Annotated in this window: 9 protein-coding genes; 2 read left to right on the forward strand and 7 right to left on the reverse strand. The window is 58.3% G+C overall.

Annotation, left to right across the window (positions count from 1 at the left end; all coding sequences use genetic code 11):
- Positions 1-191 precede the first annotated feature (191 nt).
- Positions 192-1,052 (forward strand): deoxyribonuclease IV, encoded by an 861-nt coding sequence (locus JI721_RS02470; protein ID WP_274456498.1) that lies wholly within the window; start codon positions 192-194, stop codon positions 1,050-1,052.
- A gap of 720 nt (positions 1,053-1,772) precedes the next feature.
- Here JI721_RS02470 and JI721_RS02475 read toward each other — a convergent pair.
- Positions 1,773-3,500: a hypothetical protein gene (locus JI721_RS02475; RefSeq protein WP_274456499.1), complete on the reverse strand. Its 1,728-nt coding sequence runs from the start codon at positions 3,498-3,500 to the stop codon at positions 1,773-1,775.
- A gap of 162 nt (positions 3,501-3,662) precedes the next feature.
- Between JI721_RS02475 and JI721_RS02480 the strand changes: the two genes are divergently transcribed.
- Positions 3,663-4,358: a 3D domain-containing protein gene (locus JI721_RS02480; protein WP_274456500.1), complete on the forward strand. Its 696-nt coding sequence runs from the start codon at positions 3,663-3,665 to the stop codon at positions 4,356-4,358.
- 89 nt (positions 4,359-4,447) lie between these two features.
- Here JI721_RS02480 and JI721_RS02485 read toward each other — a convergent pair whose 3' ends face one another.
- From JI721_RS02485 to JI721_RS02510, 6 genes are all read right to left on the reverse strand, one after another.
- Positions 4,448-4,702, reverse strand: coding sequence for a DUF2651 family protein (locus JI721_RS02485; protein ID WP_274456501.1), 255 nt, complete (start codon positions 4,700-4,702; stop codon positions 4,448-4,450).
- A gap of 212 nt (positions 4,703-4,914) precedes the next feature.
- Complete coding sequence (locus JI721_RS02490) at positions 4,915-6,570, reverse strand: hypothetical protein (RefSeq protein ID WP_274456502.1); 1,656 nt, start codon at positions 6,568-6,570, stop codon at positions 4,915-4,917.
- Entirely contained in the window at positions 6,567-8,495 is a 1,929-nt protein-coding gene (locus JI721_RS02495; RefSeq protein ID WP_274456503.1) for a glycosyltransferase family 2 protein, read from the reverse strand. The genes JI721_RS02490 and JI721_RS02495 overlap by 4 nt, the downstream gene beginning before the upstream one ends.
- Before the next feature lie 536 nt (positions 8,496-9,031).
- On the reverse strand, positions 9,032-10,807 hold the full coding sequence (locus JI721_RS02500) for an acyl-CoA dehydrogenase family protein (RefSeq protein WP_274456504.1): 1,776 nt from the start codon (positions 10,805-10,807) through the stop codon (positions 9,032-9,034).
- A gap of 30 nt (positions 10,808-10,837) precedes the next feature.
- On the reverse strand, positions 10,838-12,016 hold the full coding sequence (locus tag JI721_RS02505) for an acetyl-CoA C-acetyltransferase (RefSeq protein ID WP_274456505.1): 1,179 nt from the start codon (positions 12,014-12,016) through the stop codon (positions 10,838-10,840).
- A gap of 145 nt (positions 12,017-12,161) precedes the next feature.
- Complete coding sequence (locus tag JI721_RS02510) at positions 12,162-14,567, reverse strand: 3-hydroxyacyl-CoA dehydrogenase/enoyl-CoA hydratase family protein (RefSeq protein ID WP_274456506.1); 2,406 nt, start codon at positions 14,565-14,567, stop codon at positions 12,162-12,164.
- Positions 14,568-15,128: the final 561 nt, after the last annotated feature.

Raw genomic sequence — 15,128 nt, forward strand, 5'->3', positions numbered from 1 at the left:
TGGTAGACCTAACGTTAGGAGGTTATTAGCACTCTGAAGCCATGGCTGCTAATAATTATAGGTCATCCGCCACGATTTTCAAGTTTTCGGAGACCGATCCCGGTTCGCGGTCAGGGCACTCAGCACCCGATGGCATGACGTAGTGGGAAAATACAATCCAAAACTGCTATGCTGGATGCGGAGGGATTGACATGCCTGAATCGGACAAGCCCATCCTGTTGGGGGCAAATGTATCTATTGCAAAGACCGGACTGCTCGCGGCAGTTCAGGAGACAATCGAATATGACGCGAACACCTTCATGATTTACACCCGCAGCAACCGCGGCGGCAAGGCGCGTCCCATCACCGAATTTCACCGTGATGAAGCCCTGGCGTTGATGAAGGAACACAACATTGTCGATCCGGTCGTCCACCTCTCCTACCTGGTCAACCTGGCCAGCGCGAAGGAAGATACCTGGCAGTACGGGATCGACGTGCTGACGGAGGAAATTGCGCGCGTGGAGTACCTCGGGTTCCGTTACATCGTGATGCACCCGGGCAGTCACGTCGGTGAAGGAGAAGCGTACGCCATCGGCCGGATCGCCGATGCCTTGAACCGGATTTTAACCGGCAACGAGAAACTTTGGATCTGCCTCGAAACGATGGCCGGAGATGGTTCGAAGGTGGGGAACTCGCTGGAGCAAATCGCCGACATCATCAGCCGCGTCCAGCACGAAGACAAACTGGCAGTCTGCATCGATACCTGCCACAACTACAGCTTTGGATACGATGTCGTGAACGACTTTGACGGATTCCTCGAGCAGTTCGACAAAGTCATCGGGATGGACCGGCTCAAAGTCGCGCACATCAACGACTCCAAAAATCCGCCAAACTCCCGGAAAGACCGGCACGCCAACATTGGCGAAGGCTCGCTCGGGCTGGAAGCGCTGCACCGCATCGTTCACCACGAGGCGCTGCGAGGCATTCCACAGATTCTCGAAACGCCCGGCGGCAAGTACCGCGAGGAAATCGATTTGTTGCTCGATCGCGCACCGCAATCGAGCGAGGCGTAACGCCGCGAAGCGGGAGGCCAGGCCGGTCTGGCCGGGCTTAACTGGGCCAACTTTAGGCACCCTTCCTGCCTCATCGCAGGTCCGGCCCAGCCGCACCGGCCACCTTTGGGCGCCTTTTGTGCCCTAAGCCGCCGCAACCGCGGCGTGATCCCGACGCTTTAGGCACCCTTCCTGCCTAATCGCAGGTCCGCCCCAGCCGCACCGGCCACCTTTGGGCGCCTTTCGTGCCCTAAGCCGCCGCGTCCGCACCGTGATCCCGACACTTAGGGCACCCTTCCTGCCTAATCGTGGGTCTGGCCCAGCCGCACCGGCCACCTTTGGGCGCCTTTTGTGCCCTAAGCCGCCGCAACCGCGGCGTGCTCCCCACGCTTAAGGCACCCTTCCTGCCTAATCGCAGGCCCTGCCCAGCCGCACCGGCCACCTTTGGGCGCCTTTCGTGCCCTAAGCCGCCGCAACCGCGGCGTGATCCCGACGCTTAAGGCACCCTTCCTGCCTAATCGTGGGTCTGGCCCAGCCGCACCCGCCACCTTTGGGCGCCTTTCGTGCCCTAAGCCGCCGCAACCGCGGCGTGATCCCCACGCTTAAGGCACCCTTCCTGCCTAATCGCAGGCCGAGCCCAGCCGCACCGGCCACCTTTGGGCGCCTTTCGTGCCCTAAGCCGCCGCAACCGCACCGTGATCCCGACGCTTTAGGCACCCTTCCTGCCGCACACAACCCCCGTCACCACGGCGTCCACTCGTCCCACACGGCGAGATCCGCCAGTGTCTCCGCCATGGCGAGGGATGTCCACGCCGCGGACATCAAGTCGCCATCGTCCAACTGCCGCTTCGCCTGGGCATGCCGGGAGGCGTGAAACGCCGGAAGCTCTCCCCCGTGGCGCTTTGTCAGTTGTTCCAAATGCGCCTGCAGCATGGCATCGACGTCGCTGTGCGCACGAACCATGGCATCGACCACGTCTCGTTCGGCCTGCACCCGCCGCTCCCATTGCTCCACATCGCGGTCGGACACCGCCCCGCTCTGCGCCATCGCCGCGACGGTGCGCTGCCATTCCGACCACTTGCGGTACTCTTCGCTGCTCGCGAGGTTTCGCGAAGCCAGCGACGTCAACGCATCCGCGATTTGCCGCTCCAACGCCTCCAGACGGCTTTGCCGCGCGGCGCTTCGCTGCATCAGGAGGGTGCGCCGCTGCTCCAGATCACGACGCAGCACGCTCCCTTCTCCCGCCAACGTCAATACGGCATCCAGTTGCTGAACATAGGGTGCCATCGCGTCCGCGATCGCAGCCCCCGTCGTCGGCTGCGCCTGCACTGTCGCCGCCTTTGTGCCCGCCGTCGGCTGCGCCTCCGTCTCCGCCCGCGCCTCCAGCACCGACTTCGCCTGGGCCTGCCAGTCGGCGACCCGTTGGCGGTGCACTTGTGCAAAGGCACCGTCTGCTGCCTCGATGAACGCCCATGCCTCGGCCGCTTTGGCGGAGTTCCACCAGGAGACGAGATCGTTCAGGCGCGTTGTTTCTTCGCGCAGTCCCGCACGGACCTGCTTCGGATCTGCCAGCCAGTGCAGCAGCCGTGTCGCCCGGTTCAGGAGTCCCGTCAGCGCAGGACCCAGGCGCTCCATCGGCTCGGCAGCCGCATCCAGGGCGGCATCTTCCACGGACAGCGCCACAATGGACCGGGCGTCCAACGCCGCCTGGGCCAAGCCCTGGTACGTGCGGGTTTCCCGCCCGCCGAGCGCTTCCAGGCGCTGGAGGCAAGCTTGAATGATATCCATCCGCTCCGAGCCATGCGCCTGCCAGTCCGCCCACCGGCGGACATGAGTGAATTTGTCCTGCCACGCGTCTACCTGGGACTGAAGGGCCGCCAGCGCAGCCGCCCGCTTCGCAGCATCCGTCTCCGCAGACAAGCGCCGGAGCTGTGCCGCCATCGAGTCCCATTCTCGCCGCCACGCGTCCGGAATGCCGACGGACACCGCCTGCAGCACAGCGCCCACGTTGGCCTGAACCTCCGCGAGCCCGGTCTGCACTCGTTCGACGTCCTCGCTGGCGCGGCGAATCAGCGAATCCAGCCGGCGGATGTCCGCGCGCAGCGGTTCGATCTCCGCTTCAAGCGCCTCATAGTCTTCCATGACCTTTGCAATCGCCACGGTACGGTCCAGCGAAGGAAACAGAACCATCCCCTGCAGGTCGTCCAGACGACGATTCACATCCGCCAGGCGTCGGGTCAGTGCCCCGACGCGCTTTCGTACCTTTTGCGCCAATTCCCCGGCTTCGCCATGCTGAAACCCCTGCGAAAAGTCCGTGTCCGCCTCCAGGCCAATCACAGCCTCACTCACGTTCCCCCGCAGCCGCTGCGCGGCCTGCACCCTGCGCCGATATTCGCTCATGCGCTGCATCGCACTCACAACCCCCAATAAAATCAGCAGCACAATGCCAATCGCGATCCAAAGCAACACCCTCATCCCTCCACACTGGCCTGTCTCTATCTTATCCACTCTATCAATTTTTCGGACTGCACGTTTAATCCGCGAAAAGTCTGCCCATGCTGATGGATGCAGCACGACAAGTCTCGCGAAGGCGCGCATGACAAAGAGCGCCAATGAAGGAGAGGAACGATTTTGCACAAGAGCCTGTTCATCTGGTCCACCGCCATTGCAGTGCTGATTGCAACACCGATGGCCGCCTTTGCCGCAACGAGTTCATCGTCGGGGGATGGCTCGGAACAGCAGTACACATACACCGTTCAGCCGGGCGACACCCTATGGGATCTATCACAAAAGTTCGGGGTGTCCGTCTCGACACTGATGACCGAAAACCACATCGAAGACCCGCGCACCCTGCAAATCGGGCAGCAAATTGTGTACACTGTACCAGCTTCCGGTCCGGCACAGACCATTCGCAACGCGGTTCAATCCGCCGTAGACGCCGTAACCGGACAATCTCCGCAGCCACCCGAAGTGGATGGTCAGCCGTTGCCCGAAGGAACGCGCGTGATTGACTGCACCTTAACCGCCTACACAGCCGGCGTAGAATCAACCGGCAAAGAACCGGGAGATCCCGGCTATGACATCACCGCCACCGGCGTTCCGGCCGTGCAGGGGGTCACCGTGGCCGTCGACCCGAGTGTGATTCCCTACGGCACCAAACTCTTCATCCCTGGCGTTGGCTACCGCATTGCCCAGGATACGGGCGGCGCGATTATCGGTGACCATATTGATGTCTTCTACAACGACGTCCAGACCGCGCTGGATTTCGGCGTCAAACGAGACGTGCCAGTATACATTTTACCCGCGTCATACCAATTTCCGAATTGATGCCGAATCGGAACCAAATGGATGCCAACCGGCGGCGGACGGTGCGGCTCGCAGGTTCAAGGCCATGCGTGGCCGCACAGGGCCGCCAATCACGCCTGCCTTCTGCGCTGCCGCAAGTTTTGCACCTGCTGGGTCGCCCAGCACGAAACCCAGCACAACAGCAAATATAAGAGCAGCCAGGGCCAGAAGTTGGCAAGGTCGAACCAAATCAGCATCGCGACGGCTGGAAGAACCAGCACAGCAACCGTCGGGACCCACGCGTTCTTCAGCCAGCGGTACACAACAACGGAAACAAGGATGGACAAGAGCGGGATCCACCCGGCGATCCACGCCATTTCTCCCATAGTCATCCTCCCCCTTGCCAATCGCTGGGAGTTCCAGTTCTGATTTCGGCACATCTCGCTGTCGATTCCAGTGTACTGGTTTGGACGGGGAAATCAACGGCCAGCCAAAGTGGTGCCATGCCTCGTTGGAAATTCCACTTTGGACCACAACACCTTTACCCCACTCTGTTCCGCATGCAAGTCCATACGGTATTGAAAAAATTTCACGCAGGTCATCCCGTCACGCGATACAACCGCCACCCCGGAAACTGCTTGACAAGCTTTGCCCAGCGCGACCCATGCGCATACAAGTCGGGATAAGCTTGGTTTACCGCATCAAATCGATAGGTCGCATCAGGCTGTGGGACGAGAATGTACTGAACATGATGCGAAACCGGATGATGTAAGGCGGCGACGAAATCGCGATCGCTCGTGATGACGAGATGCTTTGGGTGTCTGACGTTCACGATGACATTGAAGGATGAGAAGGAATCCATCAAGATGGTCGCGTTCGGTTCGTACTCATTCAAGTATTGAGCAATGGCTCTCGTTGTTTCCAGCCGAGTGATGTTGTATTTCTGATGAATCGTGTCGTATTCCTCAGGTGCGAGTGTCGAGTTGTTCATTGCGAAACTGACAGCCACACCACTGACGACGAGCGTACAGACAAAGGCTGTGACAACGCCCCATTTTCGCGTCGATTCGGTCCCGCTCCTCCGCTTCTTCCTGACGTGCTGCCCCATCCGTGGCGGCATCGATAACTCGTACGGCAGCCAGGCAATGGACAGCGGCAGCGGATAGAAGAAAAAACGAAGCCATCCATAAGAAGCTCCTTTTAGCAGCAGAGAATATTGCAAGGCGGGAATCGAAGCAACGAGAAGCGTCAGCACGAGGGTTGTCCACTGAAAAAGTTGACCCCGACGTGCTCGATACACCAGTATGCCAAAGTATGGGAGCGAAAAAAAACCAATTCGCTCCGCGATGAACCGCGCCACCGCGATTGGATTTCCCATCATTGCCTCGAAGCTGGAAGTGGATTGAAGGACGCTGGACTGAGACAAGTTTGAATAAGCTGAATGGAAGAAGTAAAGGGGGTCACCCATGATAATCCAATTTAACAAAATCCATAGTATGCCCATGTACAGACTGGGCAGCAAAAAGACCAGCACCGTGCTCTCTGTATACCAAAATCGCTCGTCACGCAGATTCCTAAGCTTAAATCGCCGATCCCCCAACAACTGGGGATTTTTGAGGAATTGCTTTTCCCCATATTGCCAAGCTGCGAGACAGACACCAACCGTCATCGCAGCGCCGAATGCCACCGCTTCGTATCGGGTGAGAAACGCCAGAGCCAATGCAAGTCCGGCGCGCACGAGGTCTCGGGCCCGATACGTACGAAGCCAATCCGCAAACGAACAAGTGCACCAGACAAGGAAGAAGGAGAAGATCATTTCACTCATTCCGTTGGCCCCGTACAAAAGCATGAAAGGATTTGCGCACAGACATAGACTCACCGCAATGCCATGCCATGTCTTAAGGCCACTGTGCTGGAATTGGCGAACAATGAGCAACGTCTGGGCGGCGGCAGCGAGTGCCGTGAGCAGGGTTCCTGCTAACGCGCAGGTTACCAAAGGAGGATAAACATGCCAAAACAAAATCACCGGCAACTCCAGCAAACTGGGCAACGGATTCCATACAAATCCAATCGCAGCCAAATGAGGATCTCTGCTGTACAGTACGTAAAATGCATTGGCGACCCGGCTCAACGCATCATTTTGCACATCGTATCGCACGACATTCAAGTACCATCCAAGTGAACACTCCACCAAAAACACGGTCGCAAACACAATCACACGCGACCAAGTGTGTTGTTTTGCGAGGTCAGTCATGTCGTGATGCCCACACTTTGTCCGGATTGACGTGTGCTGCGTGTCAATCCATGGCGAGTCTTTTCCCAATAAAATGGATTGACGACGAGTTGCCATACAGCCCGGTAAGCCGCAATGCTCATCAATGCCCAGTAGAGCGGTGAGATGATTGCGGACCGGACGAGACGAAATGAAAGCACGCCAGGCACATGCATGTACCGTTCAGAAAATTGATAGGTGCCGACGACGCCGCTGTAGACAAAGAAGAAGTTCCCCATGACGAGCAGGCAGGCCGCCATATAGTAAATGGGCCCTGGAAAGATTTCCGGGATCCACTTCTGATGCTGAAAAAACCAAAGAAACATCATCACCCAAAAAGGGGGATTCATGAGCGGCAGCAGCGGCGTACCTAAGACGATCGCCTGGAACCCCCAAAACCCGCGTCCCCCAAGCTGACGATAAAGCCGCCACGGATTTCGCATATGAACCAGCCACGTCTGCATGTATCCTTTAATCCAGCGCGTACGCTGCTTCACCCAATTGTACAGGCGGCTGTTCGCCTCCTCCCATGTCGTCGAATCGACAATTCCCGTTGTATGCCCCGACTTGTAAAGACGGACGCCAAGGTCAGCATCTTCCGTGACGTTGTACGGATCCCATGCGTTAATCTGTTTTAAAACAGACATTCGGAAATGATTCGACGTACCACCGAGCGGAATTGGCAGCTTCATCGACATCACGCCAGGAAGCAAGATGCCGAACCAGTTGCTGTACTCCTGGGTAAACCATCGCGTCAGCAGGTTCTGGTTGCCGTTAAAGTAGTTCAGTTTCGCTTGAACACAAGCCGTCTTCTTGCCAAGCTTCCGAAACGCGACCAGCACCTTTTTCAATTGATCCGGTTCAGGCCGATCTTCAGCGTCATAAATGACGACATATTCCCCTCTTGCTCGAATCAATCCGTAATTGCAAGCTTTGGGTTTCGTCCGCGGCTGCGAAACAGGCACCTTCACAAATGTGAAGTAGTAGGGGATTTGGAGCCGCTCCGCCTGCGAAATCGTCTCTACATCGTCTTCTTCAAACAAGAGTCGGACATCGAGTTTGTGCTTCGGGTAATCCATGTTTTCAATGTGCCGAATGAGCTCAGGCAGGACATTCGCTTCACGATATAAGGGCACTAAAATTGTGTAGATGGGCAGTTCATTCTCGTCCAGTTCCTTGACTTCATCGTCAGAAATCGAGTGGGCTTCGACAGACATACCCCGGTAGAGAACGCGCGCCTTGAATGTTGCTAGCGAGAAATACACCAACTGGCACAGGATATTGATAACCGTAACCGTTCGTAGAAAGTCCATCACAGCACAAACGACAACTCCGACAAAAATGGCAATCATCAGAGCCAACTGACTTCGCGTTAGGACCGACATTGCCGAGTCACGAGGCTGCTCCACATGCAAGCGTTCGATGCTCTCCTCGAGCAGCTCCGAGCGGAACACCTGGTCCCAGAATCGTTCCATCTCATACGGCGTCGCCAGTACCTCCCGTATGGGTTTCGAAAAATAGGAAGAAACCGCAGTACGTTCTTCTGAACTGAGCGGTTGAGTCACAGCGACGCTGAGATGCGTATCACACTCTTCAATCACCACAGCACCATACTGTCGTGCCAGGGATTCGGGGAATTGGTGATGAACGTTCATCGGCTTCATGCTGTTTACCCTGTCAATCCCGATTTGGTCGGCCAGAATGCGATAGAGTTCACGGGGATGGACAAGTTGAAGTGCAACCAAAATTTCTCCCAACCGCCCCCCGGACTTGCGCTGGAACGCTAATGCAGAATCCAGTTGTTCCGGGGTAATGCACTTTTGCTCGATGAGCAGTTTTCCAAGTGGCGGTGCCGACGTGCGTGCGGTACCAACGGCGAGCTTGGGCCTCGATGGAAGTAAATGCATACCCGCTCTCAAGGTCAGTTCTCCCACCTTTGCATTCTACTTTACGATGAAACAATTCGCCTGTCTGTCTTCCTCTGTCTGACACTCGTGTGCCCCATCGCACGCCGTTGCCGCCTGGAGCACCGGTGCTCGCGCGCGTGTCGCGGCTGATTTACTGAAGTTGTCTTGGCTGGATTCGCTGAATGACTTTTCCGTGGATTGAACACGTCAGTGGTAGGAAAATCGCGTCGCTGCGGCCACCTTGAATCACGGTAGTTGAGTTCGACTTAATCTGTCCGCAAACCTGAAGATGTGGGTCGAGCGCGGCCCAATCACGCTAATAATTCGACATCATTCAACAAAAACCTTCGTAACATTCCGCCCGGAGACGTGAAATGTCGCTTCACATGTAGACCGAACCACGACATACGACGAAGCACAACCGTACACCCGCGCTGTCACCGGACCCTCCACGCAGAAAAAGAGGGGAATCCCGCACGCAACGGGCCCCCTCTTTCGTCTGCAAAATTCCTTGCGGTTCTTGCGGTTTGCGCCGCTTACGCCTGATACTTTTCCGCCTCAATCACACGCTTTGCGATGCGGCGCTTGATTTCCTTGCTGTTGACGGGTGTGTAGTGGGTGATTTTATCCAGCAGCGCCAGCCGCTTTTGCAGTTTCTCGCCTTCTTCCATTGCGGCGAAGATGCTGCGGGCGTTCGAGCGGATGCGGTCAAACGCTTCCTGCGTGAACACTTGCGTCATGTCGACCTTGTTGTCGGCGTTCGCGCCCTTCGCCAGTGCCTTCTTCGTGCGCAGCAATGCGCTTTCGATGGCATAGATTTCGATCACGATGTTCGCGATGTTGGCCAAAATTTCCTGCTCGTCTTTCAGCGACTGCATGTACTTCTGAACGGCGTTGCCGGCGGAAAACAGGAAGACTTTCTTGGCCAGCGACAACAGGTGTGTCTCGTGCGCGAGGGGCTCGTCGGAAGCAGGTTCTTCAAACGAACCGGACAGGTCAAGTCCCTGCACCGCTGGCAGCAGGGCCAATTCGCCCTTCATGGCGCGCTTCATCAGGGTGTCCGGAATGATGAGCCGGTTGATCTCGTTGGTCCCCTCAAAAATCCGGTTGATGCGGGAGTCACGGTAGGCACGTTCTGCGCCGTACTCCTGGATAAACCCGTATCCGCCGTGAATCTGCACATTCTCGTCGACGACGAAGTCGAGGGCTTCAGACGCGAAGACTTTCTCGACCGAGCACTCCAGCGCATATTCCTCAATGGCTTTCGCAACGGCCTTGCCGTCCGTGCTGTCTTCCACAGCCTCCAAGCGCTTGTCAATGTCGCCTGTCGCGCGGTAGGCCATGCTTTCGCTCACATACGTGCGGATGTTCATGTCCGCCAGCTTCTGCTGAATCAGCGGGAAGTTGGAGATCGCGGTCTTGAACTGTTTGCGCGTATTGGCATACTTGACCGCCATTTCGAGGGCCGTTTTCATGCCGCCGACGGAACCCACCGCCAGCTTATAGCGGCCGATGTTGAGAATGTTGAAGGCAATCACGTGGCCCCGGCCTGGCTCGCCCAGCAGGTTCTCCACTGGCACCTTGACATCTTCCAGAATGAGCGGACGCGTGGACGAGGCCTTGATGCCCATCTTCTTTTCCTCCGGCCCCGTCGATACCCCTTCGAAGTTCCGTTCCACAATGAATGCGGAGAACTTCTCGCCGTCAATCTTTGCATACACCACAAACACATCGGCAAACCCAGCGTTGGTGATGAACTGCTTTGCGCCGTTCAGGATGTAGTACTTGCCATCGTCGGACAGCTTCGCTGTCGTTTTGGCGCCCAGCGCATCCGAACCAGAACCAGGCTCCGTCAGGGCATACGCCGCGATCCATTCACCGGAAGCCAGCTTCGGCAAGTACTTCTTCTTCTGCGCCTCGTTGCCGAAGAACACAATCGGCAGCGACCCAATCCCGACGTGCGCCCCGTGGCTGAGCGCAAAGGAGCCGCCGCGGGTAATGTATTCCGTGATGAGCGCGGACGTGACTTTGTCAGCCCCAAGTCCGTCGTACTCTTCCGGGACGTCCGCCGCCAGCAGTCCAAGTTCACCGGCCTTGCGCAGCAGTTTGACGGTCAGTTCCCAATCCTGGTGCTCCAATTCTTCCTGGTGCGGAATCACTTCGCCCTCGACAAAGGCGCGGGTGGTTTCGGCAATCATCAGGTGCTCTTTGGTAAAATCCTCCGGCGTGAACACCTGACTCGGGTCAGCGTCTTCAATCAGAAACGCGGCGCCCTTCGTAATTTGCTTTTCCTCGGTTGCCATTCGACTCATCCTCTCTCCCAGTTCTGACACGCGAAGTTCTTACACGCGTTCGAAAATACCAGCTGCGCCCATGCCGCCCCCGACACACATCGTCACGAGGCCGTAGCGGCCGCCGCGGCGGGCCAGTTCGTTCAAAATCGTGATCGTCAGACGGGCGCCGGTACAACCCATCGGGTGTCCGAGTGCAATGGCGCCGCCATTCACGTTCACTTTCTCTTCGTCCATGCCAAGGTGACGGATGACGTACAGCGCCTGTGAAGCGAACGCTTCGTTCAACTCAATCAAGTCGATGTCGTCCAGCGTCAGTCCAGCCAGTTTCAAGGCCTTGGGTACGGCCGCGATGGGACCAATCCCCATGACATCCGGGTCGACGCCGCCCACAGCAAACGACCGGAACACGCCGATGGGTTTGAGGCCGAGTTCCTGTGCCCGCTCGGCGGACATGACCATCACAGCCGCCGCACCGTCTGTGGTCTGCGACGAGTTCCCGGCCGTGACTGTCCCCTTCACCGAAAACACCGGACGCAGCTTGGCCAGCGCTTCCAGCGATGTGTCCGGACGGACCCCTTCATCGGTGTCGAACACCTTTTCCCGGGAAACCACTTGGTTGTCGTCCGTCACGAACGTTTCCTTGACCGTGACCGGGACAATCTCGTCCTTGAACTTTCCGTCCCGGATGGCGGCCGCCGCACGCTGATGGCTGCGCAGCGCGAACGCATCCTGGTCTTCCCGGCTCACCTCAAACCGCTGCGCCACCTGCTCGGCGGTCTGTCCCATGCCCAGGTACACCGCTGGATAGCGCTCTGCCAGCTCCGGGTTCGGCGCGATGTTGTAGCCCCCCATGGGCAGCATGCTCATCGATTCCACGCCGCCGGCAATCAGCACATCCGCCATGCCGGTCATGATTTGCTGCGCCGCCATCGCGACCGTCTGCAGGCCGGAGGAACAGAACCGGTTCACGGTCACGCCGGGCACGGAGGTCGGCAGTCCCGCCCTGATCGCGGCGATACGCGCCAGGTTCATGCCTTGCTCGGCCTCGGGTGTCGCGCACCCCATCAGCACATCTTCAATTTCTTCCTTTTCCACGCCGGGTGTGCGTTTGATGACTTCATCAATTACCAGCGCAGCCAGGTCGTCAGGCCGTGTATTTTTCAGCGTCCCTTTCGGCGCCTTGCCGAACGGCGTCCGTGCGCCTGCTACAATCACTGCTTCTCTCACGAACTTCCCCTCCTTACTGCCGCCAGGCATCTGAAATGCGTGGGGGCAGTGCATGTCGCTCCTTCATGAATCGCACCCATCGCCTGTCTATGCGAGGCGTGTCGGCTGTTGTGCGGCGGTCCAGCCGCTCGGCCGCTCTGTCCCGTCAATTGCGCAGCGGCTTGCCAGTCGTCAGCATGTGCTGCATGCGCGCCTGCGTCTTTTCTTCGCCAATCAGGCTGAGGAACGCTTCGCGTTCGAGATCGAGCAGGTACTGTTCTGTCACCAGCGTGCCGCGCGGTACATTGCCGCCGGTGAGGACGCGAATCAGGTGGTGTGCAACTTTCTCATCGTGATCGGAAATGTACCCGCTCATCTTCATCTGGTACACGCCCACTTTGAGCAGTGCCGCGCCAGCCTCGCCCACGACGGGAATGCGCTTTGGCTGCGGCGCCTGGTACCCGGCCCGAGCCAGCCCCAGTGCGACCTGTTTCGCGTCATGGAGTTGATAGTCCCCGTTCACGCTGATGCCGTCCGCCAACCGGAGCAGGCCCATCTTCTTGGCTTCCTTGGCACTCATCGAAACCTTCGCGGTGCCGATGTTTTCGAAGGCCTTGCGCACAAACGCGTCCAACCGCTCGCCGACGTCGCCGGGCACGTTCTCCACAGCGCGAATCAGCACTTCCTTGTTGCCGCCCCCGCCTGGAATCAGGCCAATGCCCACTTCCACGAGGCCCATGTACGTTTCCGCCGCAGCCTGAACGCGATCCGCCGGGAAGCAGATCTCCGCGCCCCCGCCCAGCGTCATGCCGTACGGCGCAGCCACCACGGGCTTGTTCATATATTTGAGCCGCATCATGGCCTTCTGAAACTGGTCGACGGCTTCATTGAGGTTATCCCAGTGCTTCTGCTGCGCCTCCATCAGCATCAGCAGAATATTGGCGCCGACACAGAAGTAGTCCTCCTGCGCCCCAATCACAAGCCCTTCCCAATTGGCTTCCACTTCGTCTGCGGCTTTGTAGACCATTTCGATCACGCCGGGCGTCACGGCCTGCTTCAGCGAATGAATCTCAAGGCAGGCGATGCCGTCGCCCATGTCAATCAGGCTGGCCTCGGTGTTTCGAAACACCACCTTGCCGGCTTCCTTCAAGCGAGCGAGACTGATTTTCTCCTTGGCTTCGTCCACCGTCCGAAACTCGGACTTGCCGACGTAAAACTTCGGCGCGGCGCCCTTCTCGCGCTGGTAGAAGGATTCATAGCCCGCGGCCAGCAGTTCTTCGACAAACGGAGGAATGGTTTCGCCTTCTGCGCGCATCCGTTCGACCGACTTGCGCACGCCGATGGCGTCCCAGGTTTCGTAGGGACCCAGCTTCCAGTTGAAGCCCCACTTCATAGCGTTGTCGACAGCGACAATGTCGTCCGCGATTTCGCCCTGCTTCTGGGCGGTGTAGAGCAGTGCCTTCTTCAGCACATCCCAGGCAAACTGGGCGGCGACATCCTCTCCGTACACCAGCGTCTGAATCTTCCTCTCAACCGTCGGCGCGTTTTTCGCAGCCTTGAGAGATTTGGAATCCAGTTTCTTGCGCGGGCGGTATTCGAGCGTGTCCAGGTCGAGCGCCAGAATTTCCTTGCCTGCCGCCGAGCGCTCCTTCTTGAAGAAGCCCTGGCCGGTCTTGTCACCCAGCCAGCGATTGGCGACCATCTGTTCGATGAAGGCCGGGACAGCGAACGCTGCCTTCTCCCACGCCTCCGTCACGGACGCCTCCACGTTTTTGGCCACGTGTACGAATGTGTCCAGGCCAACGAGGTCGAGGGTGCGGAAGGTTGCGCTCTTCGGGCGCCCCATGGCCGGTCCGGTGATGGCGTCCACTTCGTCCACCCCGAGGCCATGCTTCTTCATGGCTTCCAAGGTTGCCAGCAGTCCGTACGTGCCGATGCGGTTCGCGATGAAGTTTGGCGTATCCTTCGCAAACACCACGCCTTTGCCGAGCACGCGTTCGCCAAAGCCGCGCATAAAATCGAGAATTTCCGCGTCCGTATCCGGGCCCGGAATGATTTCAAGCAGCTTCATGTAGCGCGGCGGATTGAAGAAATGCGTCCCGAGGAACCGCTTGCGAAACGCAGGGGAGCGGTCTTTGACCATGTCGGTGATGGAAATCCCAGATGTGTTGGAGCTCACAATGGCATCGGGGTGCGCCACAGACTCAACCTTTTCGAACAGTTGCTGCTTCACCTGGAGGTTTTCGACGACCGCCTCAATGATCCAGTCGCAGGCTGCCAGCTTGCCGAGGTCGTCGTCGATGTTGCCAGTCTGGACCAACTGCGCATCCTCAGCCGCATAAAACGCCGCCGGCTTTGCCTTTTTGGCGGTTTCCAACCCGCGATTCGCGAATCGGTTGCGCACCGCCGGCGAATCCAATGTCAAACCTTTCGCCGCTTCCTCCGGCGTCACTTCCTTCGGCACAATGTCGAGCAGCAAAACCGGGATCCCGACGTTCGCCAGGTGCGCAGCAATCGCCGCGCCCATGACACCAGCGCCTAGTACAGCCGCTTTCCGAATTTGACGAGTCACACTGTTACCTCCCTATCCCTTGTGCTCCCGAAGTGCGAAGGCGCTTCGAGAAAGTTGATGCCGGTCCGAACCGAAGGCCGGTGCACGGTTGTGCCACCTTGCCTGGTGCGCGTTGTGCGGCGCGCGTTGAGCGCGCATTGTGCAGATGCGGCACGTATTGAGCGCGCACTGTGTGGCGCGCGGCACATGTTGAGCGCGCATCGTGTGGCGCGCGGCACATGTTGAGCGCGCGGCACCAGGGCGCAGCTTGGAGACGGGCCGAGCGTCGAATCAACAGCTAAACCTTGAATTAATAAACCTTGCCCTCATATGCTTCGTAACGTTGATCACCGGTTCGTACCACGAATGTCGCGCAGCCTGAACCGCTAAGCGCAAGCGCTGAACGCGGAGTGCTGTGCCGTGTGCGGCGCAGTGAACACCGAGCTCCGAACACCGTGTGCCGAACACCGTGTGCCGAACCGACCAGTCGGTAGATTCTGCGTTTATCATACCAAACCGCGCTGAAATTGACCAGTCCCGATTCATGATTCTGCCGTATCGGCGGTCCGGCAGGGCCGGGCC

Origin of the sequence: Alicyclobacillus cycloheptanicus (assembly GCF_028751525.1) — a bacterium.
GTDB lineage: Bacteria > Bacillota > Bacilli > Alicyclobacillales > Alicyclobacillaceae > Alicyclobacillus_L > Alicyclobacillus_L cycloheptanicus.

Excerpts from the sequence above, each read along its gene's own strand:
- JI721_RS02470 (WP_274456498.1), top strand. The coding sequence starts at position 192 with ATGCCTGAATCGGACAAGCCCATCCTGTTGGGGGCAAATGTATCTATT.
- JI721_RS02485 (WP_274456501.1), bottom strand. The coding sequence starts at position 4,702 with ATGGGAGAAATGGCGTGGATCGCCGGGTGGATCCCGCTCTTGTCCATC.
- JI721_RS02490 (WP_274456502.1), bottom strand. The coding sequence starts at position 6,570 with ATGACTGACCTCGCAAAACAACACACTTGGTCGCGTGTGATTGTGTTT.
- JI721_RS02495 (WP_274456503.1), bottom strand. The coding sequence starts at position 8,495 with ATGCATTTACTTCCATCGAGGCCCAAGCTCGCCGTTGGTACCGCACGC.
- JI721_RS02500 (WP_274456504.1), bottom strand. The coding sequence starts at position 10,807 with ATGAGTCGAATGGCAACCGAGGAAAAGCAAATTACGAAGGGCGCCGCG.